The sequence below is a fragment of the Streptomyces sp. NPDC059443 genome (genome assembly GCF_042750105.1).
Classification (GTDB): Bacteria; Actinomycetota; Actinomycetes; order Streptomycetales; family Streptomycetaceae; genus Streptomyces.
Window position 1 is genome coordinate 170,877 of record NZ_JBHYVM010000004.1, and the last position, 26,674, is coordinate 197,550.

The 26,674-nt window shown below is 73.8% G+C and carries 21 protein-coding genes; 11 read left to right on the forward strand and 10 right to left on the reverse strand.

Going from position 1 to position 26,674, the window contains the following annotated elements; translation table 11 throughout:
- Positions 1 to 134 precede the first annotated feature (134 nt).
- Complete coding sequence (locus ACFXDJ_RS05340; RefSeq protein ID WP_384661711.1) at positions 135 to 1,184, forward strand: alpha/beta hydrolase; 1,050 nt, start codon at positions 135 to 137, stop codon at positions 1,182 to 1,184.
- A gap of 8 nt (positions 1,185 to 1,192) precedes the next feature.
- The gene (locus ACFXDJ_RS05345) at positions 1,193 to 2,485 is read left to right on the forward strand and encodes an acyltransferase (protein ID WP_384661714.1); all 1,293 of its coding nucleotides are present in this window, start codon (positions 1,193 to 1,195) and stop codon (positions 2,483 to 2,485) included.
- Positions 2,486 to 2,553: 68 nt separating this feature from the next.
- Here the strand turns inward: ACFXDJ_RS05345 and ACFXDJ_RS05350 are convergent, their stop codons facing one another.
- Positions 2,554 to 2,976, reverse strand: a complete 423-nt coding sequence (locus ACFXDJ_RS05350; protein WP_384661717.1) for a DUF350 domain-containing protein — start codon at positions 2,974 to 2,976, stop codon at positions 2,554 to 2,556.
- Between the two features lie 103 nt (positions 2,977 to 3,079).
- On the opposite strand from ACFXDJ_RS05350, the gene ACFXDJ_RS05355 reads away from it, so the two are divergent.
- Complete coding sequence (locus ACFXDJ_RS05355) at positions 3,080 to 4,969, forward strand: GNAT family N-acetyltransferase (RefSeq protein WP_384847860.1); 1,890 nt, start codon at positions 3,080 to 3,082, stop codon at positions 4,967 to 4,969.
- On the opposite strand, the gene ACFXDJ_RS05360 is transcribed toward ACFXDJ_RS05355, so the two are convergent.
- Positions 4,906 to 7,068 carry an AMP-binding protein gene (locus ACFXDJ_RS05360; RefSeq protein ID WP_384660371.1) on the reverse strand — a complete coding sequence of 721 codons (2,163 nt, stop codon included), beginning with the start codon at positions 7,066 to 7,068 and terminating at the stop codon, positions 4,906 to 4,908. The two genes, ACFXDJ_RS05355 and ACFXDJ_RS05360, sit on opposite strands and share 64 nt — an antisense overlap.
- A 138-nt stretch (positions 7,069 to 7,206) precedes the next feature.
- Here ACFXDJ_RS05360 and ACFXDJ_RS05365 point away from each other — a divergent pair, with 138 nt between their 5' ends.
- A complete protein-coding gene (locus tag ACFXDJ_RS05365) occupies positions 7,207 to 9,138 on the forward strand; it encodes an ABC transporter ATP-binding protein (protein ID WP_384660374.1) in 1,932 nt (643 codons plus the stop codon).
- A 40-nt stretch (positions 9,139 to 9,178) separates the two neighbouring features.
- Positions 9,179 to 9,559, forward strand: a complete 381-nt coding sequence (locus ACFXDJ_RS05370; protein ID WP_384660377.1) for a VOC family protein — start codon at positions 9,179 to 9,181, stop codon at positions 9,557 to 9,559.
- Between the two features lie 15 nt (positions 9,560 to 9,574).
- Here ACFXDJ_RS05370 and ACFXDJ_RS05375 read toward each other — a convergent pair whose 3' ends face one another.
- Positions 9,575 to 11,761 (reverse strand): ATP-binding protein, encoded by a 2,187-nt coding sequence (locus ACFXDJ_RS05375; RefSeq protein WP_384660380.1) that lies wholly within the window; start codon positions 11,759 to 11,761, stop codon positions 9,575 to 9,577.
- A 216-nt stretch (positions 11,762 to 11,977) separates the two neighbouring features.
- Positions 11,978 to 12,733 (reverse strand): FadR/GntR family transcriptional regulator, encoded by a 756-nt coding sequence (locus ACFXDJ_RS05380; protein ID WP_384847863.1) that lies wholly within the window; start codon positions 12,731 to 12,733, stop codon positions 11,978 to 11,980.
- Positions 12,734 to 12,840: 107 nt separating this feature from the next.
- Here ACFXDJ_RS05380 and ACFXDJ_RS05385 point away from each other — a divergent pair, with 107 nt between their 5' ends.
- Together ACFXDJ_RS05385 and ACFXDJ_RS05390 are read left to right on the forward strand one after the other, a co-directional pair.
- Positions 12,841 to 13,398 carry a gluconokinase gene (locus ACFXDJ_RS05385; protein ID WP_384660386.1) on the forward strand — a complete coding sequence of 186 codons (558 nt, stop codon included), beginning with the start codon at positions 12,841 to 12,843 and terminating at the stop codon, positions 13,396 to 13,398.
- A 12-nt stretch (positions 13,399 to 13,410) separates the two neighbouring features.
- Positions 13,411 to 14,808, forward strand: a complete 1,398-nt coding sequence (locus ACFXDJ_RS05390) for a gluconate:H+ symporter (RefSeq protein ID WP_384660389.1) — start codon at positions 13,411 to 13,413, stop codon at positions 14,806 to 14,808.
- Here ACFXDJ_RS05390 and ACFXDJ_RS05395 read toward each other — a convergent pair.
- The 5 genes from ACFXDJ_RS05395 to ACFXDJ_RS05415 all read right to left on the reverse strand — a co-directional run bounded on the left by ACFXDJ_RS05395 (position 14,805) and on the right by ACFXDJ_RS05415 (position 19,138).
- On the reverse strand, positions 14,805 to 15,053 hold the full coding sequence (locus tag ACFXDJ_RS05395) for a hypothetical protein (RefSeq protein ID WP_384847866.1): 249 nt from the start codon (positions 15,051 to 15,053) through the stop codon (positions 14,805 to 14,807). The two genes, ACFXDJ_RS05390 and ACFXDJ_RS05395, sit on opposite strands and share 4 nt — an antisense overlap.
- Positions 15,050 to 16,207 (reverse strand): hypothetical protein, encoded by a 1,158-nt coding sequence (locus tag ACFXDJ_RS05400; protein WP_384664099.1) that lies wholly within the window; start codon positions 16,205 to 16,207, stop codon positions 15,050 to 15,052. The genes ACFXDJ_RS05395 and ACFXDJ_RS05400 overlap by 4 nt, the downstream gene beginning before the upstream one ends.
- A gap of 104 nt (positions 16,208 to 16,311) precedes the next feature.
- A complete protein-coding gene (locus ACFXDJ_RS05405; RefSeq protein ID WP_384847869.1) occupies positions 16,312 to 17,559 on the reverse strand; it encodes a cytochrome P450 in 1,248 nt (415 codons plus the stop codon).
- A 180-nt stretch (positions 17,560 to 17,739) separates the two neighbouring features.
- A complete protein-coding gene (locus ACFXDJ_RS05410; protein WP_384661569.1) occupies positions 17,740 to 18,261 on the reverse strand; it encodes a protein phosphatase in 522 nt (173 codons plus the stop codon).
- A 25-nt stretch (positions 18,262 to 18,286) separates the two neighbouring features.
- The gene (locus ACFXDJ_RS05415) at positions 18,287 to 19,138 is read right to left on the reverse strand and encodes a hypothetical protein (RefSeq protein WP_384661572.1); all 852 of its coding nucleotides are present in this window, start codon (positions 19,136 to 19,138) and stop codon (positions 18,287 to 18,289) included.
- A gap of 176 nt (positions 19,139 to 19,314) precedes the next feature.
- Here ACFXDJ_RS05415 and ACFXDJ_RS05420 point away from each other — a divergent pair, with 176 nt between their 5' ends.
- Both ACFXDJ_RS05420 and ACFXDJ_RS05425 read left to right on the forward strand, forming a co-directional pair.
- The gene (locus tag ACFXDJ_RS05420) at positions 19,315 to 20,046 is read left to right on the forward strand and encodes an ATP-grasp domain-containing protein (RefSeq protein ID WP_384661575.1); all 732 of its coding nucleotides are present in this window, start codon (positions 19,315 to 19,317) and stop codon (positions 20,044 to 20,046) included.
- Between the two features lie 82 nt (positions 20,047 to 20,128).
- Positions 20,129 to 21,613 carry an MFS transporter gene (locus tag ACFXDJ_RS05425; protein ID WP_384661578.1) on the forward strand — a complete coding sequence of 495 codons (1,485 nt, stop codon included), beginning with the start codon at positions 20,129 to 20,131 and terminating at the stop codon, positions 21,611 to 21,613.
- Between the two features lie 9 nt (positions 21,614 to 21,622).
- On the opposite strand, the gene ACFXDJ_RS05430 is transcribed toward ACFXDJ_RS05425, so the two are convergent.
- Positions 21,623 to 23,656 (reverse strand): glycosyl hydrolase family 28-related protein, encoded by a 2,034-nt coding sequence (locus tag ACFXDJ_RS05430; protein ID WP_384661580.1) that lies wholly within the window; start codon positions 23,654 to 23,656, stop codon positions 21,623 to 21,625.
- Positions 23,657 to 23,793: 137 nt separating this feature from the next.
- On the opposite strand from ACFXDJ_RS05430, the gene ACFXDJ_RS05435 reads away from it, so the two are divergent.
- Positions 23,794 to 24,450 carry a DUF6629 family protein gene (locus ACFXDJ_RS05435; RefSeq protein ID WP_384661583.1) on the forward strand — a complete coding sequence of 219 codons (657 nt, stop codon included), beginning with the start codon at positions 23,794 to 23,796 and terminating at the stop codon, positions 24,448 to 24,450.
- 448 nt (positions 24,451 to 24,898) lie between these two features.
- The gene (locus tag ACFXDJ_RS05440) at positions 24,899 to 26,554 is read left to right on the forward strand and encodes a GMC oxidoreductase (protein WP_384661586.1); all 1,656 of its coding nucleotides are present in this window, start codon (positions 24,899 to 24,901) and stop codon (positions 26,552 to 26,554) included.
- Positions 26,555 to 26,674 lie beyond the last annotated feature (120 nt).

Genomic DNA, 26,674 nt, shown 5'->3' on the forward strand with positions numbered 1-26,674 from the left:
ACGACACCCCCTAGGGGCTTTCCCCTCCTCCACCCCCTACCGGGGTATGACATCCGACTTGGCTCCACGGTCCGACGCCCGCGCGGGTACCTCTTTCTTACCTTCCTCCTCGTCACGAGGAGAGGAGAAGGGGCATGCGCCGCTTCGCAAGGACACTGGTCACGGCCGCGCTGGCGGCGGCCGTCGTCGCGGGGACCGCGGGCTGGGCCGCCGCCGACACCCAGACCGCCGTCACCGGGCCGCCGCCGGGCAGCACCGCCTGGCGGGCCGACTCGGTGTCCGGGCGTCCGCTGCCCGATCCGGCCCGGACCCCGCCGCGCGAGGTCGCCCGGTTCTTCGCCGGGCTGGACGACGCGCGGGCCCGAGGCCTCGTACGGTCCCACCCGCTGGTGGTGGGCAATCTGGACGGGGCTCCGCTCCCGCTCAGGTACGAGGCCAACCGGCTGGCCGTCCTCGCGACGGGCGAGGCCCGCTTCGCCTCCCTCGCGGCGCCCGGCCGGCAGATCCTGGCCTTCGACCCGCGCGGGCGGGGCCAGGTCGCAGAGGTGTTCGGGGACCTGGGCCCCGGGCGGGCCGCGCACGTCTCGGTGATCGTGCCGGGCTCGGACAACGACGCCGCCGGCCACGACCGCGGGCGAGCCCCGTACACGGGACCGGCCGGGATGGCCCGCGCACTGCGGGCCGCGGCCGGGGAAACGACCGCCGTCATCGCGTGGACCGGCTACACCACCCCCGTCGGGGTGGGGCTGGACGCGGCCGGGGACCGGCTCGCCGCGGCGGGCGCGGTCCGGCTCGCCCGCCTCACCGAGGGGCTCGACGCGGTCGGGGCCCCCGACCCGGTGCTGTTCTGCCACAGCTACGGCTCGGTGGTCTGCGGGCTGGCGGCCCGGCACACGGACGCCACCGACATCGTCGCCTTCGGCTCCCCCGGGATGCGGGCCGGGACCGTGGCGGACCTGCACACCAGTGCCCGGGTGTGGGCGGCGCGCGGCCCCTCCGACTGGATCTCCAACGTGCCGAACGTGGAGTTCGCGGGGCTGGGCCACGGAGCCGATCCCACCTCGGCGGCGTTCGGCGCCCGGCGGATCCCCGCGGCCGACGTGTCCGGCCACACCGGCTACTTCACCCCCGGCACCCAGTCCCTGAAGGCCTTCGCCGCGATCGCCACGGGAGAGACCCGATGAGCACGACGATGAGCAAGCCGCTTACCCATCCGGGCAGTGCGCCCCCCGAGGCGGTGGCGAGCGCGCCGACGAGCACGGCGGCGACCGCACCGGGCGCCCTCGCCCGGCTCCGCGAGGCCGCCGGCCGGATCGACGCGAAGACCCCCGCCCACCGCGACCGGGCCGTAGACGGGCTGCGGGCGCTGGCCCTGCTGGCCGTGCCCACCGGGCACTGGCTGCTGGGCGGGTTCACCCTCGACTACGACGGGGCCCTGCACAACGCCAGCCCGCTCTCCGCCTTCGGCGGCCTGGCCCCGGCCAGTTGGCTGCTCCAGATGCTCGGCATCTTCTTCCTGGTGGGCGGTTACGCCTCGGTGCTCTCCTTCCGGCGGCGCACCGGCTCGACCGGAGCCTGGCTGAAGGGCCGGATCGCCCGGCTGGGGCGGCCGGTGCTCGGGGTCACCGCGGTGTGGGCGCTGGCCGCGCCCGTGCTGTACGCGGCCGGGGTGCCCCAGGCCACGCTGCGGACCGGGGCGACGCTGGTGATCCAGCCGCTGTGGTTCGTCGGGGTGTACGTGGTGGTCACCGCCCTGACCCCCTACTGCGTGCGGGCGGCCCACCGGCTCGGCGGCTGGGCGGCGGCCCCGCTGCTGGCCTCGGTCGCGGTGGTCGACTTCCTGCGCTACGGGCCCTTCGCGGACTCGGTGCCGGGCTGGCTGGCGCTGGTGAACATCCTGCCGGGCTGGCTGTTCGCGTACCAGCTCGGTGTTTCCTGGGGCGAGGGCCGGATCGGCCGGCGCGGGGCGTGGCTGCTGCTGGCGGGCGGGAGCGCGCTGTTCACGGCGCTGCTGATGGTCTTCCACTACCCGGCGTCGATGGTCGGCGTACCGGGCGAGGCCCGGACCAACTCCCATCCGCCGTCGCTGCTGGTCCTCGCGCTGGCGGCGGCCCAGTCGGGGGCCGCGATCCTGCTGCGCGACCGGCTGGCGCGGCTGTTGGCCCGGCCGCTGCTGTGGGCTCCGGTGGTCGTGATCAACCTGTGCGCGATGACGATCCTGTGCTGGCACCAGACGGCGATGCTGGCGGCGGCCGTGCCCGCGTCCTTCGCGGGCGGGCTGGCGGGGCTGACGACGGCCCCGGACAGTCCGGCGTGGATCCTGGCGCGGCTGGCGTGGATGCCGGTGTTCGCGGCGCTGCTGGTGGGAATCGCCCGCTACGCCCGCCGGTTCGAGCAGCCGTGGACCAAGGCCACGGCGGTACGCAGGACGGTGGCGGGCTTGCTGGCGGCCGGGTTCGCGGTCTTCGCGCTGGGCCTGGCGTAGGCCGGGTGATACGCGACGAGAGCGCCGCTCCCTCCGGGGAGCGGCGCTCTCGTTTCGTAGCGGTGCTTTCAGGCGATGGACGCGGCGACGATGGCGGCCACGGCGATGTTGCAGGAGGCCGTCACCCACACGGCGGGGTGCGGCTCCGGGTCGACCACGATGGCGCCGAGCTTGCCCGGGGTCACGAGGTCGAGGACCAGGAAGGCCACCGCCATCAGGACCAGGCCGAGCAGGCCGAAAGCCGCCGTGGAGAGCAGGCCCTTGCCGAAGTCCTCGTAGGAGGTCCAGATCGCGGTGAAGAGGATGCCGCCGATGCCGAGGAGCGCGGAGCTGAGCACGACGGCGGCGTTGCGGTTGCGCTCTTCCCAGATCTGCTTCGGCAGCTTGCCGGGGGTCAGCACGTCCACCAGGACCATGCCGAGGATGAGCAGCACCACGCCGACTCCGCCGAATGCGGCGGTGCGGCCAAGTCCGTTGATGATGTCGCTCATTGGGAAGCCGTCTCCGGGTGGGTAGGTAGTACGTCGCGTGTCTGTCGTCGCGGTGGCCGAATCTATCGCACGCCATGGCACCGGACCATGGGGAGGTCAGGAAATGGCAAAGCTCAGGCCCGCGCGGGCCGCGGAGGCCGAGGGGCTGACGGGGCTGGTCATGCGGTCGAAGGCGCACTGGGGGTACGACCCCGGGTTCCTGGCCGCGTGCGCGCCCGAGTTGCGGATCGACCCCGGGGAGGTGGCGGGGCGGCGGATCGTGGTCGCCGAGGACGGAGCCGGGGCGGGATCCGGGGCCGGGGCGGGATCGTGGGCCGGCGCAGTGCTCGGGCTCGCCTCGCTGGACGGGGAGCCGCCGCTCGGGCGGCTGGGGCTGCTCTTCGTGGAACCGGCCGCCATCGGACGGGGAATCGGGCGGCAGCTCTACCGGGACGTGCTGCGGCGCGCCGCCGGGCTGGGATTCCGCCAGCTGCTGATCGATTCCGATCCGCACGCGGCCGGGTTCTACCGGGCCCTGGGCGCCCGCCCGGCGGACGCGGAGGCTCCCGCCGGGCTGCTCCGGTTCGAGGTGGCGCCCGCGCCGCTCGCCGGCTGGGCGCGGGCCTGGACGGGCGGCGGGGCCGCCGTGCACGTGGGCAATGTCGCCGAGTACAACGTGCAGTTCGCGGACGCCTCCCTGGACCGGGAGCAGCGGGCCGCGCACCACTACGCCTGTCTGGCGGCCTTCTACAGTCCGCGGCCGGCCGCGCTGGTCCTGCCTCGCACGGTGCCGCCCGGCTGGATCTCGCTGGTCGGCCGCCAGTTGGGCTGGTCGGAGCCGGGCTGCTCGGAAGAAGGGGGCACGGCGGTGGAGGTGTACGACGGGCTCGCGGAGCGGGATTCCGGGCTCTCGGATGCCGTACGGGCCCGGCCGGCGCTGGCCGCGTTGCTGACGGGGGCCGGGCTGCCCCTCGTACCGTGGGGGCTGACCGCCCCCTTCGCCCGGCTGGCGGGACGGGCATGGCGGCCGCGCGAGCTGCGGTACGAGTCGAAGTCGGCGGCGCACGGGCTGTTCGGCCGGATCCTGGCGGAGGGCGGCCATCCCGGGATCGTGCTGCCCGCGCAGTGGCGGGCGGACACCCGGCGGGCGGCGGTGCGGCTGCTGGCCGCGCGGGCCGGGGCGGGGAAGAGCACCGTTCTCAAATCGGAGCACGGTGTCGGGGGTTCGGGCACCACCGTGGTGACCCCGGAGCGGGTCCGGGCGGCGGGCGGGGCGCGGGCGGTGCTTCGCGGGATCCCGCGCGGGCCGCTGCTGGTGGAGGAGTACGTCCGCGGACCGGCGGACCGGGAGGAGCCGCGCGACCTCACGTACGACGGGTTCGTTGACCCGCGCGGCCGGGTGCACGAGGTCGGCGGGGCGGTGATGGACGTGGCGGACGGCGGGTACCGCGGGGCGACGGTGGGGCCCGGGGTGGTGCCCGGATGGGCGGAGAAGCCTCTGCTGGCCTTCGGGGAGGCGGTGGGCCGGGAACTGTCGGCCGCCGGGTACCGGGGCTGGTTCGACATCGACTTCGTCGTCGACGCCGCGCACCGGCTCGCCCCGACCGAGACCAACCTGCGCCTGACCGGTCCGTCCGTGGCCTTCATGGTGGCGGCCCGGCTCGACGAACTGCGCGGCGCGGGACACCTCGTACGGATCTGCGACCGGGTGGAGCTGGGGGCCCGGCTGCCGGAGGCGGCCTTCGACGAGCTGTGCGAGCGGCTGGCCGGGGGGTGTGCGGAGCTCGGGGCGGTGTTCGTGCCCGCCATCCCGACCGCCGCCTTCGAACCGGCGCCGTGGCTGGGCGTCCTGGTGGCCGCGCCCGGCGCGCGGGCGCTGGACGCGGCCGAGGCACTGGTACGGGCGCGGGCCCTCGCCGTCGGGGCGATGTTCGACGGGTCCGGCCCCGGTCAGTCCTCGTCCCCGGGGTCCGGGTCGAAGTCGAAGGGGCTGCGCGGCGGCTGGGTGACGTAGAGGACCACGATCGCGGCGGCGATCATCAGCGGGACGTTGAAGGCGTAGACGAGCAAGGCCTGGAGCGGCCAGTCCTGTTTGGCGGCGAGCCGGTAGGAGTTGTCCTGCGGCCACCAGGCGGCCAGCAGGTAGAAGACCGCCAGGTGGGCGGCCTTGGTGACGAAGGGGCCGCGGCCCTGGCGGCGCATCCGGGAGCGGCCCATGAAGAGGAACAGCACCCCTGCGGCGAATGCCGTGGCCTCGAAGAGGTAGAGGACGGAGAAGAGGAACGCGTACGGGTTCGGTACGCCGGTGAGGTCGGTGGAGCCGGGCCAGAACACGTCCGTGAAGAGCATGGTGGCCATGGTCAGGAAGAACATCCCCATGATGAGGGAACAGGACAGCGGGAACCCGGCGGGGTTCACGGCCGAGGACTTCCCCGAGCCCCGGACCAGCGGCTCCCGCTCGGCGGGCCGGACGGGCAGGGGCAGTGCGTCGCGGTCCTCGCGGCCGGCCCGGTCCCGGGGGATCTTGGCCAGCCAGATCACCTTCCGCGGCAGCCCGTCGGCCGGGACCTTGTCCGCCAGGTACCGGCGCAGCGCCCCGCCGTCGGGGAGGCGGAAGCCGGTCGACCGGCCGTTCGCCTCGGCCGGAGGGGCGATGTAGGCGACGAGCACCGGCCGCGCGTTCCTTCCCTTGCCGCTCTTGGCGCCCTTGCCACTCCTGGCGCCCTTGCCACCCGTCCCTCCCGTGTCCTCGCCGGGGATCTGGCGGAGGAGGACGGCGCCGATGCCCCCGTGGGTCCGGATCTCGGATTCCACGGGGTGCGGGTCCAGCGTGCCGCCGCGGACGGTGAGCCGGTCCCGGATCCGGCCGCCGAACTCCAGCAGCCCGTCGGGGCGCAGCTCGGCGAGGTCGCCGGTCGGGACCGGGTCTCCGCCGCCGGGCGGTGTCAGGCGGAGTTCGCCGTCGCGGAGGTCGACGTGGCAGCCCGGGAAGGGGGTGCCGATCAGCGAGAGCCGCTCCGGGCCCTCCACCAGGCCGGACAGCTGCGGGAGTTCGAACCAGGTGCCGATGCCCGCGGACTCGGTGGTCCCGTAGACGTTGAGCAGGCGGGCCCCGGGCCGCAGGCGGGCGAGCAGGGCGGAGTGCTCGTCGAGGTAGAGGCGGTCTCCGGTGACGGTGACCAGGCGCAGGGAGCGTACGGCTTCGTCCGCGCTCTGCAGGGTGTGGGACACCACGGCCCGTTGGTCGCGGAGCAGGAGCTGGGTGACGGTGCCCGGGTCGGTGTGCAGGAAGGTGACCCGCTCCGCCTCGACCGTGCGGCGCAGTGCCTCGGCCGTCCAGCGCGGGCCGTCGGGCAGGACCAGGGTGCCGCCCGTGCACAGGGCCCGGGTCCAGCCGGTGGCGAAGCCGGTGAGGCCGGGGCCGGCGGTGATCAGGTGCCGGTCCTCGGGCTCCGGCCCGGCCACTTCGGCCCAGCTCTCGTGCGCGGCGAGGAGCCGCTCGTGGCCGATGCGGACGGGACGCCGGTCCGCGCCCCCGGTGAACAGGACGGCGGCGATGTCCCCTCGGGGTGCGCGCGCCGGAGGAACGGACCGCCCGGCCGGGCCGACGGCCCCGGTGACCTCGGCGGCCACACCGCCCACCCCGGCCACACCGCCCGCACCGCCCGCACCCCCCACTCCAACCACCCCGGCCTCACCGCCGAGCCGGATCACCCGCAGCCCCCCGCCCTCGTCCAGGCGGGCCTGGTGGGTGGCGTGGGCGAGCAGGGCGAAGGGGCTGACGGCGGCGAGCTGCCGCCGTCCGGCGCGCGGGTCCTCCACGTCGACCACGGCGCAGGCCGCGCCGGCCTTGAGTACCCCGAGGAGGGCGACGACGGCCTCCGCCCGCCGGTCGGTGCCCACGGCCACGACGGCGCGCTCCGGCAGTCCGGCGTCCAGGAGCCGGCTCGCCACCTGATCGGCACGGGCGTCGAGCTGGCCGTAGGTGAGACCGTCCGGGCCGGCGGCCACGGCCTGGGCTCCGGGGGTGTCGCGCGCCCACCGCTCGAAGCGGGACAGGACGGTGTCGACGGTGCGCCGGCTGGAGTGCGTGGACTCTGATCCCTGCGTCATGGACCGATGATGCCACCGGGCACGAGCGTGCACGAGAGCCCTGAAAATCCCTCATATGAGCGGGAGTTGGACACGATTCGGAGTGACCTGGCCCCCCTCCTTGACCTCAACTTTGATTGAGGTCTTAACGTTCGGTTCATGGACATGGAAGTCACCGCTTGGACATCGCTGCACAGCGCGATGAACGCCCAACAGGACCGGCGCCCGCTCTCTAAAGAAGGCCTGCGCCGGATCGCCGCCTTCGCCCTCCCGCACCGTCGCGGGCTGACGCTGTTCCTGCTGCTCAGTGTGGTGACCGCGCTACTCGCGGTGGCCACCCCGGTGCTCGCGAGCCGGGTGGTCACCGCGATCGTGGACGGCCGGGAGAGCGGTACGGTCACCCGCCTCGCCCTGCTCATCGCGCTGATCGCCGTCGCCGAGGCGGGCCTCGGGCTGCTCATCCGCCGTCTGTCGGCCACGCTGGGCGAGGGGCTGATCCTGGATCTGCGGACGGCGGTCTTCGATCACGTGCAGCGGATGCCGGTGGCGTTCTTCACCCGGACCCGCACCGGGGCGCTGGTGAGCCGGCTGAACAACGACGTGATCGGCGCGCAGCGCGCCTTCAGCAACACCCTGTCGGGGGTGGTCTCCAACACCGTGACCCTGCTGTTGACCCTGACGGTGATGCTGGGCATCTCCTGGCAGATCACCCTGCTGGCCCTCGTGCTCCTGCCGGTGTTCGTGCTGCCGGCCCGCCGGATGGGGGCGCGGATGGCCTCGATGCAGCGGGAGGCCTCGGCGCTCAACGCGTCGATGGGCACGCAGATGACGGAGCGGTTCTCGGCTCCGGGCGCCACCCTCGTCAAGCTCTTCGGGCGGCCGGCCGACGAGTCCGCGGAGTTCGCGGCGCGGGCGGCCCGGGTCCGGGACATCGGGATCCGGACGGCCATGGCCCAGTCGGCCTTCATCACCGCCCTGACCCTGGTCTCGGCGCTGGCCCTCGCCCTGGTCTACGGTCTCGGCGGCTACTACGCGCTGCGCGGCACCCTGGACGCGGGTTCCGTCGTCGCGCTCGCCCTGCTCCTGACCCGGCTGTACGCGCCGCTGACCGCGCTCGCCGGGGCCCGGGTGGAGGTGATGAGCGCGATGGTCAGCTTCGAGCGGGTCTTCGAGATCCTCGACCTGAAGCCGCTGATCGCGCAGAAGCCGGACGCCCGGCGGGTGCCGGAAGGTCCCGTGGCGGTGGAGTTCGACCGGGTCTCCTTCGGGTACCCGTCCCCCGACAAGGTCTCTCTGGCCTCGCTGGAGGAGGTCGCCACCCTCGACGCGCGGGGCGGCACCCAGGTGCTGCACGAGGTGTCCTTCCGCGCCGAACCCGGTCAGATGATCGCCCTGGTCGGTTCCTCCGGAGCGGGCAAGTCGACGATCGCGCAGTTGCTCCCCCGGCTGTACGACACCGACCACGGTTCGGTCCGCCTCGGCGGCATCGACGTACGGGACCTCACGGCCGACTCCATCCGCGAGACGCTGGGCATGGTCACGCAGGACGGCCACCTCTTCCACGAGTCGGTACGGGCCAACCTGCTGCTGGCCCGCCCGGACGCGACGGAGGAGGAGATCTGGGAGGCCTTGCGCCGCTCCCGCCTGGACGGTCTGGTCGCCTCGCTCCCGGACGGTCTCGACACGGTCGTCGGCGAGCGCGGCTACCGGCTCTCGGGCGGTGAGCGCCAGCGGCTGACCATCGCGCGGCTGCTGCTGGCCAGGCAGCGGGTGGTGATCCTGGACGAGGCCACCGCCCATCTGGACTCCACCTCGGAGGCGGCGGTCCAGGAGGCCCTCGGCGAGGCCCTCGCGGGCCGGACCGCCGTTGTGATCGCGCACCGGCTGTCGACCGTGCAGGCCGCCGACCTGATCCTGGTGGTGGAGGACGGGCGGATCGTGGAACGCGGCACCCACACCGAGCTGCTGGCGGTGGGCGGACGGTACGAGGAGCTGTACCGCACCCAGTTCGCGGCGTCCGACACGCCTGCGGACGACACCGCCCCCGTCAACACCGTTCCGGGCGGCGCGACGACCGCGTCCGGCGGATGATGGGCCGACAGGAAGTCACCTTCGAGCTGGGGAGCGTCTGATGGACGTCAAGCTGGAACTGGTCACCGTCCCGGTCACCGACATCGACCGGGCCAAGGCCTTCTACGAGCGCATCGGCTTCCACGCCGACCACGACGTCACGGTCAGCGAGGACATCCGCTTCGTCCAGCTGACCCCGCCGGGCTCGGCCTGCTCGATCGCCATCGGCAAGGGCCTGACCCGGATGACCCCGGGCTCGCTGGACAACATGCAGGTCGTGGTCGCGGACATCGAGGAGGCCTTCGCCGACCTCAAGGGCCGGGGCATCGAGGTGACGGAGATCGAGGACATGCCTTGGGGCTCCTTCGTCTACTTCTCCGACCCCGACGGCAACGGCTGGGCGGTCCAGCAGGTCACCCCGCGCACGGCCCCGGCGGGCTGACCGGACGGGGAGCGCTCAGCCCTCGTACGGCCGCGCCCGCGTGCGCAGGGTGTGGCCGTGCCGGACGCCCTCCAGGAAGGCCGCCTCGTACGCCTGGTCGCCGAGGGCCCCGCGCGCGGTGCGCTCGAACTCCTCGCGTACGGAGGCCAGCTCGGGCGTACCGCGCTGCGGGTGGCCGACCGCCTGCCAGTAGGCGTGGCCCGTGCCGTACGCGTGCGCCGCGCCCGCCCCGTCGCCGGCCGCCGCCCGGGCCGCCGCGAGCAGGTCGAGGCCGAGGGCCGTGCCGAAGCTGTCGCCCAGCTCCCGCTTGCTCTCCAGCATGGCGCGGGCGTGGACGGCGGACTCGGCGGGGCGGCTCTCGAACAGGCAGATCAGGGCGAGCTGGTAGTCGGCGTAGGCCCTGGTCCAGTGCTCGCCGCGGGCCGCGCAGCCGGAGCGCAGCAGCTCCGCCTCCTCGCGGGCGTCGGTGAACAGGCCCATGCCGGTCAGCGCGAAGACCCGTACGAGGTGGCAGCGGATCCGGGGCGCCGAGTCGAAGGGGGTGCCGGGGAAGGCCTCCAGGGCGTTGTCGGAGACGATCCGTGCGGCCAGGGGCCGCCCGGCCAGCAGGTGGCTCAGGCCCAGCAGGTACGCGGCGTCCAGCGCGGGCCCGGACGGTCCCGGCCCGGATCCGGCCTCCCCGTCGAGCCCGTCGAGCCCGGCGAGCCCGTCGAGCCCGGCGAGCCCGTCGAGCCCGGCGGCCAGCGCCTCGCAGGCCAGGGCCAGCCGGTGGGCCCGGTCCTGTTCGCCCTGGAGCAGCAGGGTCACCCCGAGGGCCCACAGGGCGCGGACCCTGACCGGCGGGGGCACCTCTTCGGGCCGCGCGGCGGCCAGCGCCCGTTCCAGGTAGCCGCGGGCGGCGTGCAGGTGGCCGCAGCAGGCCCAGTAGAAACCGGCACTGGCGGCCAGGTCCAGGGCGCGTGCGGGGGCGGTGGCCAGGTAGTGGTCGAGGGCCGCGCACAGGTCCCCGTGGACCGCCGCGATCCGCCGGTACCCCTCCCGCTGCGCGGGGCCGAGCCAGTCCCGCTCGGCGGCGCGCACGAGATCGGTGAAGTAGGCGGCGTGCGCGGCCCGCAGCGCGTCCCGTTCGCCGGCCTCGTCCCGCCACATGGCCCCGTACTCCCGGATCGTGTCCAGCATCCGGTACGAACCGTCCGCGCCCCGGCGTACGACTGACTTCGCGACGAGCACCGCGAGCAGCGGCGCGACGAGCGCCTCGGTGAGCGGTGGGGCGGAGCACACGGCGCGCGCGGCGGATTCGTCGAACGTGCCGCCGAAGACGGACAGCCGCAGCCACAGCAGCCGTTCGCGCGGTTCGCACCACTCGTGGCTCCAGCCGATGGCGGTGCGCAGCGCGCGGTGCCGGGGCGGCTGGACGGGCGCGGCGGTGGACAGCGGCCCGATCCTGCGGGCGAGCCGCACGGCCAGTTCCTCGATGGTGTGGTCCGTCAGCTGCGCGGCGGCCAGTTCCAGCGCGAGGGGGATCCCTTCGAGGCGGGCGCAGACCGCCCGGGCCGCCCCGAGCCGGGCTTCGGTCCAGGGCGGCGCGTGCCGGGGGGCGGTCGCGGCGGCCCGCGCGGTGAACAGCGCCAGGGCCTCCTCGTTGCCGTACGGGTCGGCGGCGTGCGGCAACGGTCCGATGTCCAGGACGTGTTCGCGCTCCAGCCCGAGCCGCTGCCGGGCGGTGAGCAGCAGGACGAGGTGCGGGGCCGCGTCGAGCAGCTCCGGTACGAGGCCTCGCAGGGCCGCCACCAGGTGCTCGCAGCAGTCCAGTACGAGGAGCAGCCTGCGCTCGCCGATCCATTCGCGCACCGCCCTGGCCAGGCTGCGCGAGGTGTGGTCGGCGAGGTCGAGCGCGTCGGCCACGGTGCCCACGAGCAGGCGCGCGTCGGGCAGCGGAGAGAGGTCGGCCCAGTGCACCCCGTCGGGGAACGGGCCCGCGGGGCCCGCGGCTTCCGCCCGGCCCGCGGCCCGCCGGGCCAGGCGGCTCTTGCCCACACCGCCCGGCCCGGTCAGGGTGATCAGCCGGTCGCCCGTCCGCCCTCCCTGCCGCTCCCCGCGCCACTCGCCCCGCAAGGCCCCGTCGAGCGCGGCCAGTTCGCCGGCCCGCCCCACGAAGGAGGTGCTCCCGCCGCCTTCGTACCCGTCGCCATGTCCCAGCACCCGCACAGTGTGGCGTACCGGGCGGATGCCGTGACGCGGGCGCGGGGGCGCGGATCAGGCCACCGGAGTGCGGTTCGGGGCGTCGGCACGGGTGCGGCGGCCGAGGTAGGTCTTGCCCTCCTTGAGGACACCAGGTGCCGGGTACGCCGAACGGCAGCCCGTACGGGGCCTCGCGCGACAACCCGTACGAGGTCTCGCGCAGCCGCTCCGGACCGGCTACGGGGCGAGTACGTCCAGCTCCTCCAGGGCGCCCACCGCGATCTGCCGGGTCAGTGCCTCGGCTCGGGCCGCGTCCCCTTCCCGTACGGCCTCGGCCACCCGCACGTGCAGGGTGACGGCGGCCGGGTCGGGGTCGTGGAACATCACCGCGTGCTGGGTGCGGCCGGTCAGGACCTCGGCGACCACGTCGCCGAGCCGCGCGAACATCTCGTTGCCGGAGGCGTTGAGCACGATCCGGTGGAAGGCGATGTCGTGGCGGAGGTAGCCGTCGAGCTGGTGGCCGCGCGAGGTGCGGACCATGCCGAGGGCCGCCTCGGTGAGTTCGGCGCACTGCTCCGGGGTGGCCCTGGTGGCGGCGAGCCCGGCCGCGACCGGCTCGATGGCGGAGCGCAGCACGGTGAGGGAGCGCAGCTGGCGGGGGCGGTCCGTGCCGGCGAGCCGCCAGCGGATGACGCGCGGGTCGTAGACGTTCCACTCCTCGGTGGGGCGGACGGTGACGCCGACCCGGCGGCGGGACTCGACCAGGTGCATCGACTCCAGGACCCGGACGACCTCGCGGACCACCGTGCGGGAGGCCTCGAAGCGCTCGGCGATCTCGTCGGTGCGCAGGACGCTGCCGGGCGGGTGCTCCCCCGCCGTGATCGCGAGGCCGAGGGTGTCCAGGACGTGGGAGTGGAGCCCTTGGCCGCCCTGACCGCCATGGTCGCCTTGGTCGCCTTGGCCTGCCTGGTCTCCCGGGCCTTCAGTGGTCATGGCGTAAGCGTACGGTGACGCCCCGGCGAACAAAAGATGTGATGTTTTACTGCCGAGCTCTTGAATAAGTACTACGTAATGAGCTTCAGTGGGGGTCATACCGACCGATGTCGACGAGGACAGCGAGGTGCGCGGTGGACCGCGTCATTGTGGTGATGGGCGTGGCGGGCACGGGCAAGACGACCGTGGGCGGGCTGCTCGCGGACGCGCTCGGCCTTCCGTACGCGGAGGGCGACGCCTTCCACCCGGCGGCCAACGTGGCCAAGATGTCGGCGGGCACCCCCCTGGACGACGTCGACCGGTGGCCCTGGCTGGACGCCATCGGCGAATGGATGCGCAACCGCGCCGGCCGCCGCGGCGGAGTCGTCGCCGCCTCCTGCCTCAAGCGCGCCTACCGCGACCGGCTGCGCACCACCGCCCCCGGGGCCGTGTTCGTCCACCTCACCGGCGAGCGCCCGCTGATCGAGAAGCGGATGGCGGCGCGCAAGGGCCACTTCATGCCCACCACGCTGCTGGATTCGCAGTTCGCCACGCTGGAACCGCTCCAGCCGGACGAGCTCGGCGTCCTCGTCGACGTGTCCGGGACCCCGGAAGAGATCACCGAACGCGCGCTGGCCGCCCTTCGCCGCCTCGCCGCGCCGACCACAGCCGAGAACCAGAGCTAAGGAACCGTCACCGTGACCAGTCTCAGCGTCGAGACTCTCGCAGCGGCCGCCACCGGACCGATCACCTCGGCCGGCAACACCCAGCTGGGCATAGCTGTCCTCGCGGGCATCGCCGTCATCGTCCTACTCATCACGCGCCTCAAGCTGCACGCCTTCCTGGCGCTGACGCTCGGCTCGCTCTCCCTCGGCGTGTTCGCGGGCGCCCCGCTGGCCAAGACCATCACCAGCTTCACGGCCGGACTGGGCTCCACCGTCGCGGGCGTCGGCGTACTGATCGCGCTCGGTGCGATCCTCGGGAAACTGCTCGCCGACTCGGGCGGCGCGGACGAGATCGTGGACACCATCCTGGCCCGCGCCAAGGGCCGGGCCATGCCGTGGGCGATGGTGCTCATCGCCTCGGTGATCGGGCTCCCGCTCTTCTTCGAGGTCGGGATCGTGCTGCTGATCCCGGTGGTCCTGCTGGTGGCCAAGCGGGGCAACTACTCGCTCATGCGGATCGGCATCCCGGCGCTCGCCGGCCTGTCCGTGATGCACGGGCTGATCCCGCCGCACCCCGGCCCGCTGGTCGCCATCGACGCGCTCCACGCCAACCTCGGCATCACCCTCGCGCTCGGCGTGCTGGTCGCCGTCCCGACCGTCGTGATCGCCGGCCCGGTGTTCGCCCGGTACGCGGCCCGGTGGGTGGACATCCCGGCGCCCGAGCACATGATCCCGCAGCGGACCTCCGCGGAGCTTGAGCACCGCCCCCGGTTCGGGGCAACGGTCTTCACCGTGCTGTTGCCGGTGGCCCTGATGCTGATGAAGGCCCTGGTCGACATCGTGGTCGACGACCCCGCCAACGGGGTCCAGCGGGTCACCGACGTGGCCGGCTCCCCGCTGATCGCCCTGCTCTCGGCGGTGCTCGTGGGCATGTTCACCCTCGGCCGGGCGGCCGGATTCACCAAGGCCCGGCTCTCGGTGACGGTGGAGAAGTCCCTGGCCCCGATCGCGGGGATCTTGCTGATCGTGGGCGCGGGCGGCGGCTTCAAGCAGACCCTGATCGACGTGGGCGTCGGCCAGATGATCATGGACCTGTCGCAGAACTGGGCGATCCCGACCCTGCTGCTCGGCTGGCTCATCGCCGTGGCCATCCGGCTCGCCACGGGCTCGGCCACGGTCGCCACCATCTCGGCGGCCGGCCTGGTGGCCCCGCTCGCGGCGGGCATGCCGACGGCTCAGACCGCCCTGCTGGTCCTCGCCATCGGGGCCGGGTCGCTGTTCTTCAGCCACGTCAACGACGCCGGGTTCTGGCTCGTCAAGGAGTACTTCGGCATGACGGTCGGCCAGACCCTCAAGACCTGGTCGGTGATGGAGACCATCATCTCGGTGGTCGCGCTGGGCTTCGTCCTGCTGCTGTCGCTGTTCTTCTAGCCGTTCGTCCAGCCGCTCTTCCAGCCGTCAGTACCGGCCAGTTGGGCCGCTGCCAGGTCGAAGCCGCCCGCCGCCGTGGCACAGCGTTCGGCCAGGCGCTCCACCTCGGCGCGCAACGCGTCGGCCCGCGGGCCCTGCCAGTGCAGGTCGCCCGCGGCCCGGCGGATCCGCTCGGCGTGCGAGCGCAGGGCGGCCGAGTGGGCGCGCAGGCCCTCGGCCGGAGCGGGTCCGGGCATCTTCCTCAACTCGGCCTCCCGGGAACGTAGACGTCGGGGCGGCCCGGCAGTCCGACGAGATGGCTGCCGGTGACCCAGCCCTCGAAGACGGCGAGGGCGGCCGGGGATCCGGAGCCGGTGCACAGCCGGGCGGCCGGGTAGACGATGGTGAAATCCCGGCTCGTGGACAGCCGTTCGGCCGCGAGGGCGCCGGGGCCGCGGCCGACCAGGGCGAGTTCGGATCCGGACGGCACGAGGCGGCGTACGGTCCCGGCCACCATGCGGAGGTAACCGTCGTACAGCTCTTCCGGGGACACCTCGCCGCCGGACTCGCTGGGCGGGGGGCCGGCCAGCTGGACCACGTAGCGCTCGCCCCCGTCCGCTCCGACGACCTGCTGGAGCAGGACCGCTCCCCCGGCGGCGACGATCCCCTCCGCGTTGCGCAGGTATCCGGCCGGGGTGCCGGTGGTGTCCAGTTCCGCGAGGAAGCCGCTCTCCGGTCCGGGGCAGGCCGGGCCCCGCCCGAAGAAGGCCCTGATGGCCGCGCCGAGTCCGAGGAGCGGTTCGGCGGTCACGGCCCTGCCGGTGGCGATCTGCCAGCCCGCGTGGTCGTTGAAGGGGTTGCCGTCCGTCAGGGCGTTCCAGGCGAGGATGTCGGCGAAGGACGGGTTCAGCAGGGCGAAGGCCGGTCCGGGGCCCTGCCGGCGCACCAGGTCGTGGAACTCCCGGACGGCGTCGGCCTGCCGGTCCTCCTCGACGGCCCGCAGGACCACGGCCGCGTCCGGGTCCGCCGCCAGTCCCGGGTTACGGGTGCGCGCGGCCCGGATCCGGCCCTTGAGCCCGCACACCGCGAGGCTGACGGCCAGGCTCTCCCGGCCGGCGAAGACCCCGGCGAGCCAGCCGGCCCGGGCCACGCCCCGGCCCCGGGGGGCCCAGCCGAGTCCGGCCGGGTCGGTGAGGGCGCGCAGCAGCGTACGCCAGGCCGCCCGGCGGCGGCTGCCCGAGGTCAGGGCGGTGACGGGCAGTCGGGAGCCGAGGGCCAGTCCGGAGGCGTAGCGGGCGGCTTCGCCGACGGCGTCGGCGGCATCGCACAACTCCCGGCACAGGGCGCCCAGCTGGTCGGCGTCCGGATCTGGGTCCGGGTCGGCCGACTCGGAGGTCGCGGAGGTCGCGGCGTCGGACATGGATCCCTCGTGTGGTCGGGTGGATGGGGCAGGACGAATCGAATCGGGTCGGGTCGGGTCGGGTCGGGTCGGGTCGGAGCAGGTCAGGCCGGTGGAGCGGGGTTTCAGCGCCGGGTGAGCCGGAGCCGGATCCCCTGGGGTTCCAGCGCGGCGGGCAGCGGACCGAGCGGGTCGAGCACGGGCCGGACGGCGTGGACCCGGTGCCCGCGCAGCACCTCGGCGCAGAGCGCGGCCGTGACCAGCAGCCCCAGTTGCTCACCGGGGCAGCGGCCCTCGGCATGACCGAAGGGGGCCATCCGGATGTCCCGCGCCGCTTCGGGCGAAGCCCACCGGCCCGGTACGAAGACGTGCGCGGCCGGTACGCGTTCGGGATCGCGCTGGTGGAACAGGGCGGGGAGCAGCACGCAGGTCCCGGCGGGGTGGCGCACGCCCCGCCACTCGGTCTCGGCGCGGGTGATCCGTATCAGGTCGGGGACCGCCGGGTACAGGCGCAGCGCCTCGCGGACGCAGGCCCGCAGCCGGGGCAGTGCGCCCTTGGCCGCGTCGGGTTCCCGCGCCTCGGCGGCGGCCGCCCTCTGTTCGGCCGGGTGCGCGCCGAGGAGCAGCAGGGTGCGCAGCAGGAGGCCGGGCACCAGGTCGAAGGCCGACAGCCAGTGCCGGGCCTGCCCGACCGGGTCGAGGCTTCCCGTCGGGTCGGCGTGGCGGCGGGCCCGCCCGACGAGGGTGTGCGGCTCGGCGCCGGCCGCGTACGCGGCGATGCGCGCACCCGTCTTGTCGTGGAAACGTCCGAGCCGGCGGGTGAGTTCCGCGTCCTCGGCGGCCGCGTCGCCGAGGACGATGCGCCGGGCGGCGCGGGCCACGACGTGGCGGGCGCGGGAGAGTTCGAGGGAGCCGCCGGCCGTCAGCCGCCGGGCCTCCTCGGCGAGGACCGAGAGGAACGGCCCGCACGAGGGGTGCACGGAGAGACCGGCGGCGAGGACGGAGTCGTCGACCGCCCGCCGCTCCGCGCGGAGCCCTGCGTGGGCGCAGCCGTCCGGTGCGCCGGGGGCGGAGGGCAGGGCGAGGGTGTCGAGGGGTTCGGCGTAGAACTGCCGTACGTCCTGCGGATCCAGGATGAGCAGGACGGTGCCGGTCAGCCCCCGTACGAGTACGGGCGCCCCGCCGTGTCGTGCGCGCAGGGCCCGCAGGGTCGCGGCGGACCAGCGCGGCCGGCCGGGGGCGGCGTGCCCCCGCCCGGCGCGGGGGCGGGCGCTCACGAAGCCCCGTACGAGGACGGGCAGGGTGTGGGCGGCGGCGAACCGGACGCTCCCGGCGCGGCCGGCCCGGCCGGTGCGCCCCGCGCCGGCCGTCATACGCGGGCCGCCGGTGCGGTCGCCGGGGCGGTGGCCGCCGTGGCCTGGGCGGGGGCCGCGGGCACATCGAGGGCGGTCTCCTGGGCCGTACGCATCCGTGTACCTCCGCGCAGCCGGGATTCGACGGTCGGTGATCTCGCTCACCGTACGTCGATCACCCGGGGTCCGCGCTCCGAGGACCTACGGGAGGGGGTCGAGCTCCACGAGCAGCGCGGCCGCGTCCAGCCCGGCGGTGAGGTACCCGGTGAAGGTGTCGTTGTGCAGGGCCCACGGAGAGCGCTTGCGGCGGACGAGCTCGATGGCCTCGGCGGGGGCTTGTACGAGGCCGAGCTCGACGAGGCACTGGGCGACGACGAGGCCGGACCGGTTGTAACCGGAATGGCAGCGGACCAGGATCGTCCGTCCGGAGTCGAGCGCCGCGCAGGCGGCCCGGACGAGCCGCTGGACCGTACGGAGCTGCGCGCCCGTGAGCGCGGCGTCGGGCATGTCGCCGACCAGGTGTTCCACGCCGGGACCGGGACCGTGGCCCGGGTGGGTGAAGAGGCTGATGACCAGGTCGAACTCGGCTCCGACGACGACCGGCCACAGCTCCCCGGCCGGGTCGGTCCAGAAATGGCCGCCCATCCAGAGGCCGGGGGCGATCTCGTCCCAGGGACTCCCGGGACCGGGCGGTTCGCGGTCCTTCTGACGGGTCTTCTTCATCGGACCCCGAGGATACGACGAAGCTTCAGGGATGGGGAGTTGGCCCGAAGACCGCGTCGCGGAAGGCGGTACGGAGCGGGGCCGACGGGGTGGTGGGGAGGAGGGCCGCCCAGCGCTGCCGGCGCGGGGAGACCCACAGGGCGGGGCCTTCACCGTGGGACCAGGCTCCGTGCGGGGCCGGATGCCAGAGGAGGCCGCGGGCGGGGGTGAGTTCGCCGGTGCGGATGCGCAGCGACTCGGCGGTCCAGGCCCGGCTGACGGGACCCGCGCCGGAGCCGCCGCCGGAGCCCTCGGCGGGGGCCAGGAGGTGGCTCAGGAACCGGGCGAGGTCGGCGACGGGCGCGCGCAGGGTGCCGTCGGCGGCGAAGCGGGTCCGGGTCATGCCGAGCGGGCCCCAGATCCGGTCGGCGGCGAGGTCGGCGAGGGGCCGGCCGCAGAGCCGCTCGGCCAGCCGGACGAGGGCGGGCAGGGCGGACCCGCGGGTGAGGTGGGGGACGTGGGTGAGCAGCTGGTGGGCGGTGGTTCCGGCGGGCAGGCCGTCGCCCGCCTCGTACGCGGTGAGCGGGGTGTGCAGGCTCAGCTCCCCTTCCCCCACGAGGATCCCGATGACGGGCCAGACGGCCAGCACGGCCGTCAGCCCGCCGACATCGAGCACGTCGGGGTCGAGCACGCCGGGGTCGAGCACGCCGGGGTCGAGCACGCCGGGGGCCGCTCCGGCCCGGTCCGCGGCTCCGGCCGCCGCGCTCGGGCCCTCCGGGCCGCCGAACGCCCAGACGGCCCCGGGGTCGGCCTCCCGTACGAGGGCCTCGACCCGTTCCGCGCACTCCCTGCGCCCGTTCTGCCCGCTCTGCCCGGCCCGGTCGCTCTGCAGCGTCATGGTCGGTACGGTACCGGCGTCCGGCGGCCCGCCCCCAGCGCGTCTCACGGGCCGGTCACCGCCGCCACCCGAATGCCCGGCGCCCGCCTCGCCGCCGGCCGCGGCCCGCCAGCCGCCAGCTGCCAGCCGCCGAAACCCGGATGACCCCGGTCCGGGCCCTCCGGCAAGATCGCCGCATGACCTTGCTCCTCCCGCCCCGCCTCACCGCCTCCGCCGCCCGGCTCCGGGACGCCGCGCAGGCACGCGGGCTGGCGACCGTACGACTGGACACCTTCGCCGTGCCCGAAGGGCTGCGGGCCGCGCATCTGCACGCCGGTCCGCGCTTCGCCGACGCGGTGGCCGCCGGACTCGGGATCGGCCTTCTGGAGGCACCGTCCGACTGGCTCGCGCGGCTGCCGCGGCAGCTCACCGGGCGGGAGATCCGGCTGATGCCGCTCCGCGAGGCGTACGGGCTGCGCCGGCCCGTCTTCGTGAAGTCCCCGAACGACAAGGAGATCACCGCGCTCGTCTACGCGGACGGCTCCCGGCTGCCGGGGCCGGACGCGGTGGATCCGCGGACGGAGGTACTGGTCAGCGACGTCGTGCGGTTCACGGCCGAGTACCGGCTCTTCCTGCTCGACGGGGCGGTCCACACCGCGAGCCGCTACGCCGAGGACGGCCGCCTCAGTCTGGGCCCGGCCTCGGCCGACGCCGTCGCCTTCGCCGCCGATCTGCCGTTCGCCACCCTGCCGTCGGCGATCGTGGTCGACGTGGGCCTCGCCGACGGCGGCTGGTCGGTGATCGAGGCCAACGCCGCGTGGGCGAGCGGTACGTACGACTGCGACCCCGGCCGCGCCCTGGACGTGGTGCTGCGCGCCGCCCGCCCCCGGTCGGCGCTGGAGCCCCGGGACCTGGAGTTCCTGCGCTGACCGGGGTGACCGAGGTGCCCGTGTCCGTGTCCGTGTCCGCGGCCGGCTGGCCATCCGGGGGCGGACCGGCCAGCCTGGGGGGATGACCGACCCCGTCGCGCAACAGCCACCCGGCGTCCGGCTCCGCTCCGCGCAGGGCCGGTGGATCGTGCTGACCACCGTCCTCGGGTCCGCCATGGCGCTGCTCGACTCGACCGTGGTCAATGTCGCCCTGCCCAGCATCGGGCGGGATCTCGGCGCCGATCTGGCCGTGCTCCAGTGGACGGTCAACGCCTACCTACTGACCCTCGCCGGGCTGATCCTGGTCGGCGGGGCGCTCGGCGACCGCTTCGGGCGGCGCCGGATCTTCGTGCTCGGGGTGGTGTGGTTCGCCGTGGGTTCGCTGCTGTGCGGCATCGCGCCGAACGCCGGGGTGCTGATCGCGGCCCGCGCCCTCCAGGGCATCGGCGGCGCACTGCTGACACCCGGTTCCCTCGCCCTGATCCAGTCCTCGATCCACGCCGACGACCGGGCCCGCGCGGTGGGGCTGTGGTCGGGGCTCGGCGGGGTGGGCGCGGCCGTGGGGCCGTTCCTGGGCGGCTGGCTGGTGGACGGGCCGGGCTGGCGCTGGGTGTTCCTGCTGAACGTGCCGTTGGCCGCGCTGTGCGTCCCGGTGGCGCTGAGACACGTACCGGAGTCCCGGGATCCGCAGGCGCACGGGCGGTTCGACGTGGCGGGCGCCGTTCTCGGCGCGGCCTCGCTGGCCCTGATGACCTACGCCCTCATCGAGGCCCGGTCGGGCACCGCCCTCGTCGTGGCGGCGGGGGTCGGCGGCCTCCTGCTGGGCGGCGCCTTCGTCGCCGTCGAGCGGCGGCGGGCCGATCCGATGGTGCCGCCCGGGATCTTCGCCTCGCGTCAGTTCACCGCCGTCAACCTGGTCACTCTGTGCGTGTACGCGGCCTTCGGCGGGTTCTTCTTCCTCGTCGTGCTCCAGCTCCAGGTGGTGTCCGGCTACTCCGCCCTCGCCTCCGGGGCCGCCCTGCTGCCGACCACCGCACTGATGCTGCTGCTGTCGGCCCGGTCGGCGGAGCTCGGGGAGCGGATCGGCCCGCGGATCCCCCTGACCGTGGGGCCGCTGCTGTGCGCGGCGGGGATGCTGCTGATGCTGCGGGTGGGCGAGGAGGCCTCGTACGTACGGGACGTGCTGCCGGCGCTGCTCGTGATGGGCATGGGCATGGTGACACTGGTGGCTCCGCTGACGGCGACGGTCCTGTCCTCGGTGGATCCCGGCCGCGCGGGGCTGGCCAGCGGGATCAACAACGCGGCCGCGCGCGCCGCCGGGCTGCTCGCGGTGGCAGCGCTGCCGCTGCTGGCCGGGATGGGCCCGGACGCGTACCTCTCGGCCGGCGCCTTCGACGCGGCGTTCGGGCGGGCGATGCCCTGGTGCGCGGGGGTGCTGGTGCTCGGCTCCGTGGTGGCGTGGGCGACCGTACGCTCCCCCGCGCCCGGCAGCTGCCACCCGCAATGCCGTACGAACTGCGCGGTGACCGCTCCGCCGCTCGAACCCCCGGGAGCGGCGAAGCGGTGATCCGGGGCCCTACCAGGGGCTCGGCGCCGGAGGGGCGACCACCGGCGGGCGGTCGTCGCAGGTGATGGTGTTGGGCAGTTCCCAGCCGGCCAGCCAGGGGCCCGTGGTGCCGCCGCCGTCATTGCCGCCCCGGTCCACGAGGGTGAACTCCGAGCCGGTGGGCGGGAAGTTGAAGGAGCCGCAGTTGTTGACCCCGACGGCCCCGACGCCCCGTGCGTCGACGTTCTCGAAGGTCGCCGAGCCGGCCGCCCGCGCGCTCAATACCGAGGTGCCGGTGCCGTCCACCTTGATGTCCTTGAAGTGGAGGTTCTCGATGCGCACCTTGTCCTTCACCGGCCAGTCGCTGACCAGCATGACCGCGTTGTAGGTGCTGTCGAGGAACGAGTCGTCCGTGACCTGGATGTCGGCCTGGTCGATGCTGCGGTCGAGGGCGTAGAACCAGATGGCGCCGAGCCCGATCCTCCAGTTCAGCTCGTACGTGCCCGCGCGCGCCGTGGTGTTGCCGGCGATCCGCAGGCCGCCGGTGAAGGGTTCGGCGCCGAAGCGGGAACCGACGTGCAGGGCGCTGCCTTCTCGGACCGGGTCGGCCACGAGGTTGGCGGTGACGGTGGTGTCGGCGCCGCCGTAGACGGCGATGCCGTTGGCCAGGGTGGGGCTCTGCACGGTGTTGTGGTCGAAGGTGTCGCGGGCGTCGGCCGTCTTCTCGGACCAGAGCGCGAGGCCGTCGTCGCCGGTGTTGCGGACGAAGTTGTCCCGGACGAGGGAGTCGGTGACCCCGGTGTGGAAATTGAGGCCGTCGGCGATCTGGTCGGTGATGACGTTGCGGGTGACCTTGATGTTGCTCATCGGGCCGTCGAACCAGAGGCCCACCTTGGTGTGGTGGATGTAGAGGGAGTCGATGGTGGAGTCGCTCATCGCGCCGCCCACGCCGTTGACCTGGTCGGTGTCCACGCGCTCGCGGACGTCCCCTTCGATGGCGAAGCCGGAGAGGTGGACTCCCCGGCTGCCGCCTTCGGCGGCCTCCTTGCCGTAGAAGCCGACGCCCTTGCCCTTGACGGTGGTGTACCAGCTGCCGGCGCCGGTGACCGTCACGTCGTCCACGATGATGTGGCGGCCGACCTGGTAGGTGCCGGGCGGCAGGTAGACCGGGAGGCGGCCCCGCTTGGCGAAGGCGATGGCCCGGTCGATGGCGTCGGCGGAGTCGCGGTGGCCGGTCGGGTCGGCGCCGAAGAGCAGGGCGTTGGCGGCTGCCGCTTCCACGTGCGGGGCGCCGACGCGCTCGGAGTCGAGCAGGTCGATCACGGTCCAGGCGGCTGTGCTCCCGGCCGGGACGGTGAGCCGGATCTTGTCGCCGGCCCGGTAGGTGCGGCCGAGCAGGAGGCGCCGCTCGTCGTACATGTGGGTGGGCCGGAACGGCTTGGTGACGACCGGGGCCGGGGTGGTCGCCGCGGGGACGCAGCCGCACTCGGTGATCCACCAGTCGGGGTGCAGCAGGTCGGCCTGGGGGTCGTTGCTGAAGGGATATTGGTTGTACAGCCAGGAGTACTGCGAGGTCAGCGTCATGGAGCGGCGGTTCTTGCCGTTGACGGTGACGTCGAGGGGGGCGGTGATGCCGCCGCCGGCCGGGGCGTCGGGGAGGCTGTAGCGGACGGTGACCGCGTCGGCGGCCGCGGGCAGGGTGAACTCCACGTACTCGCCCGGGGCCAGCTTCACGGCCTTGCGGCCGGAGGCCTCGGAAGGGAGGGAGTAGGCGGTGCGGTCGGGGCCGATGAGCGTGCCGGAGGTGACCGCGTTCTCCGCCTCCTGCTCGGCGAAGTCCACGCGGGCGCCGCGGCCCTCGACCAGTGCGGGATCGAGGGCGGCCCGGGTGACGACGGCCGACGCCGCGGGGTCCGCACCGGCGGGCCGGGCTTCGGCGGCGCTCGCGCCCGGGGCGCCGAGACCGAGGGCGGACACGGTGATCGCCGCAAGCGCGGCGGCGGCTCTTCTGCGAACGCCTCTTCTGGGAACGGCTCTTCTGGGAACGGCTCTTCTCGGGGGCATGGCCGGGACAGTAGGACCACACGCACGAACGCGGCAAGAGTCGTGCAGGAATCCTCTGCCACATGTCGAATTCTTGCAATGATCTGTGGCGTGGCAGACGGAGCTGGTCCGCCCTACCGTGAGAGCGGGAGGTCGCCATGTGCTGGAGCGCGACGGCCGATCTGACGGCGGGTACGGCCATCACCGCCATCGGGATCGCCTGCCTGGTGCGCACGCGAAGGACCCAGGACCTGCCCATCGCGGCGCTCCCCCTGATCCTGGGCGCCCACCAGCTCACCGAGGCCGCCGTCTGGCACTCCGGCGGCGGCTGCGGCCCGGCGGCCACTGCCTGGGCGGCGATCGCGCTCCCGCTGCTGCCGGTGTGGGTGCCGTTCGGTGTGCTGCTCGCCGCCGCGCCGGAGCGCCGGCCCCGGCTGTGGTGGCCCCTGGCCGCCGGACTCGCCACCGGCGCGTACCTCGCGTACTGCCTGGCGACCCGCCCCGTCCAAGCCGAGATCCGCGGCCACACCCTCGGCTACGGCGTGAACGTTCCATGGATGCCACTGGTTCTTGCGGGGTACCTGTTCGCCACGATCGGCTCCCTGCTGATCTCCGGAGACCGCCGGCTCCGCCTCCTCGGCCTCCTCATGTCCGCCGGAGCCGTCGTCTGCGCCCTGCTGTGGAGGCTCGAATTCGCCTCCACCTGGTGCGCCTTCGCGGCGGCCGCCTCGGCGCTGATCCTGGTCTGGACCGGCGACCGCGCGCGTTCCCCTTCTGTACGCGAGGCCACCGGACGAGGTGCCCCGCACCTGTAACACCGGCCCGCGCGGGGAACAGGAGCATCCGGCGAAGGTAAAAAGATTCGGCCGCCGATCACGGGCTCACCTTGCGGTTTGTCGCTTTTCGGCCTCCGGCCCCGCGGGAAACAGCCACGGCGGAGTGGCTGGGTGCACCGAGATCCCCCACACCCCGGTACGGGAGGCGCGCCGTAACGCGTTCGACTTCTGACGTGGCGGATTCAGCGCGCACACGCCACCGGGCGCCGGCCCCGGCCGGGCCCGGTCCGTCACTGCGAGACCATCGGACATCCACAGCCGGTCGTCATTCCCAGCATCCGATGGGACCTTCAACACCCTTACGGGTAGCACGAATTGGCGCCGCACCCAGCGGTGACCGGCGAAAGATTCCGCGCCGCATCTAGTGACTTCACAAGCACTCGGCAGTAGAACTCGTTCTCATTCCGCCTAGAGTGAGGAAGCTCACATGACCGACAAAGGCCTGCACAAAACCTCCTCCAAGGGCGTCTCACGCCGTGGATTCCTGGGTAGAACTGGTTCCATTCTGGGGGCAATGGTCCTCTCGGGCCAGATCGTCCCCTCCCAGGCACAGGCCGCCACGGACGCCGCGACCGCCGCCGGGCCCATCGACAACGGCGCCCACGTACCGGCCCTGGTGATCGGTACCGGGTACGGAGGATCCGTGGCCGCGCTGCGGCTCGCCCAGGCCGGGGTGGACGTCCACATGATCGAGATGGGCATGGCCTGGGACACCCCGGGCTCGGACGGCAAGATCTTCTGTAGCACCACCAGCCCGGACCAGCGCTCCTACTGGCTGCGCACCAAGACCAAGCAGCCCCTGAGCAACTTCCTGGGCTTCCCCATCGACAAGGACATCCCGCGCTACACCGGCATCCTGGACGCCGAGGAAATGGGCGGCATCATCGTCTACCAGGGCCGCGGCGTCGGCGGCGGCTCGCTGGTCAACGGCGGCATGGCGGTCACCCCGAAGCGTACGAACTTCGGCGCCATCCTCCCGTCCGTGGACGCGGAGGAGATGTACAGCACCTACTACCCGCGCGCCAACGCGGGCCTCGGCGTCGGCCTGATCGACCCGGCCTGGTTCGACACCGTCGACTGCTACCAGTTCGCCCGGGTCGGCCGCAAGCAGGCCCAACGCTCCGGCTTCCCCTTCGTCTTCGTCCCGGACGTATACGACTGGGACTACATGAAGCAGGAAGCGGCCGGGACCGTCACCAAGTCCGCGGTGGCCGGTGAGATCCTCTACGGCAACAACTACGGCAAGAAGTCCCTCCAGAAGACCTACATCGCCCAGGCGAAGGCCACCGGCAAGGTCACCATCTCGCCCCTGCACAAGGTGACTTCGGTCTCCCAGGCCTCCGGCGGCGGGTACACGGTCGTCATCGAGCAGATCAACACCACCGGCGACACCATCGGCACCAAGACCGTCCTCGCGGACAAGGTCTTCTTCGCGGCCGGCAGCGTCGGCACCAGCAAGCTGCTCGTCCGGCTGAAGGCCACCGGCGCGCTGCCCAACCTGAACGAGGAGATCGGCAAGGGCTGGGGTGACAACGGCAACGTCATGGTCGGCCGGGCCAACCACATCTGGGACCCGACCGGCAAGGTGCAGGCGTCGATCCCCTGCGGCGGCATCGACAACTGGGACGCGGGCGGCGCCTTCGCCGAGGTGGCCCCGCTGCCGACCGGCATAGAGACCTACGCGTCCTTCTACCTGTCGATCACGAAGAACCCGAACCGCGCGGAGTTCACGTACGACGCGGCCTCGGGCTCGGTCCAGCTGAACTGGCAGACGGCCTGGAAGCAGCCGTCCATCGACATGGCCAAGACCATCTTCGACAAGATCAACTCGAAGGAGGGGACGATCTACCGGACCGACCTCTTCGGCACCAACAAGATCTGGGGCGACCACCTCACCTACCACCCCCTCGGCGGCGCGATCCTGAACAAGGCCACCGACAACTACGGCCGCCTGCACGGCTACACCGGCCTGTACGTCATCGACGGCGCGCTCATCCCGGGCAACACCAGCGTCAACCCGTTCGTCACCATCACCGCGCTCGCCGAGCGCAACATCGAGAAGATCATCGCCACCGACCTCTAGGTCGTCGCCAGGTCGTCGCAGGCAGCGCGAAGGCCCGGGGGCGGCGGGGCCCCCCCCCCCCCCCCGCCCCGGGGGGTGGCGGTGAGGCTGCCCCACCGGGGGGGAGTGGGCCCGCCCCAG

Bases quoted from the DNA above. Each gene is read 5' to 3' on its own strand.
- ACFXDJ_RS05430 (WP_384661580.1), bottom strand. From the start codon at position 23,656: ATGCCCCCGAGAAGAGCCGTTCCCAGAAGAGCCGTTCCCAGAAGAGGC.
- ACFXDJ_RS05340 (WP_384661711.1), top strand. From the start codon at position 135: ATGCGCCGCTTCGCAAGGACACTGGTCACGGCCGCGCTGGCGGCGGCC.
- ACFXDJ_RS05360 (WP_384660371.1), bottom strand. From the start codon at position 7,068: ATGACGCAGGGATCAGAGTCCACGCACTCCAGCCGGCGCACCGTCGAC.
- ACFXDJ_RS05415 (WP_384661572.1), bottom strand. From the start codon at position 19,138: ATGACGCTGCAGAGCGACCGGGCCGGGCAGAGCGGGCAGAACGGGCGC.
- ACFXDJ_RS05365 (WP_384660374.1), top strand. From the start codon at position 7,207: ATGGACATGGAAGTCACCGCTTGGACATCGCTGCACAGCGCGATGAAC.
- ACFXDJ_RS05355 (WP_384847860.1), top strand. From the start codon at position 3,080: ATGGCAAAGCTCAGGCCCGCGCGGGCCGCGGAGGCCGAGGGGCTGACG.
- ACFXDJ_RS05350 (WP_384661717.1), bottom strand. From the start codon at position 2,976: ATGAGCGACATCATCAACGGACTTGGCCGCACCGCCGCATTCGGCGGA.
- ACFXDJ_RS05345 (WP_384661714.1), top strand. From the start codon at position 1,193: ATGAGCAAGCCGCTTACCCATCCGGGCAGTGCGCCCCCCGAGGCGGTG.
- ACFXDJ_RS05405 (WP_384847869.1), bottom strand. From the start codon at position 17,559: ATGACGGCCGGCGCGGGGCGCACCGGCCGGGCCGGCCGCGCCGGGAGC.
- ACFXDJ_RS05400 (WP_384664099.1), bottom strand. From the start codon at position 16,207: ATGTCCGACGCCGCGACCTCCGCGACCTCCGAGTCGGCCGACCCGGAC.
- ACFXDJ_RS05410 (WP_384661569.1), bottom strand. From the start codon at position 18,261: ATGAAGAAGACCCGTCAGAAGGACCGCGAACCGCCCGGTCCCGGGAGT.
- ACFXDJ_RS05380 (WP_384847863.1), bottom strand. From the start codon at position 12,733: ATGACCACTGAAGGCCCGGGAGACCAGGCAGGCCAAGGCGACCAAGGC.
- ACFXDJ_RS05425 (WP_384661578.1), top strand. From the start codon at position 20,129: ATGACCGACCCCGTCGCGCAACAGCCACCCGGCGTCCGGCTCCGCTCC.
- ACFXDJ_RS05370 (WP_384660377.1), top strand. From the start codon at position 9,179: ATGGACGTCAAGCTGGAACTGGTCACCGTCCCGGTCACCGACATCGAC.
- ACFXDJ_RS05385 (WP_384660386.1), top strand. From the start codon at position 12,841: ATGTCGACGAGGACAGCGAGGTGCGCGGTGGACCGCGTCATTGTGGTG.
- ACFXDJ_RS05440 (WP_384661586.1), top strand. From the start codon at position 24,899: ATGACCGACAAAGGCCTGCACAAAACCTCCTCCAAGGGCGTCTCACGC.
- ACFXDJ_RS05420 (WP_384661575.1), top strand. From the start codon at position 19,315: ATGACCTTGCTCCTCCCGCCCCGCCTCACCGCCTCCGCCGCCCGGCTC.
- ACFXDJ_RS05435 (WP_384661583.1), top strand. From the start codon at position 23,794: ATGTGCTGGAGCGCGACGGCCGATCTGACGGCGGGTACGGCCATCACC.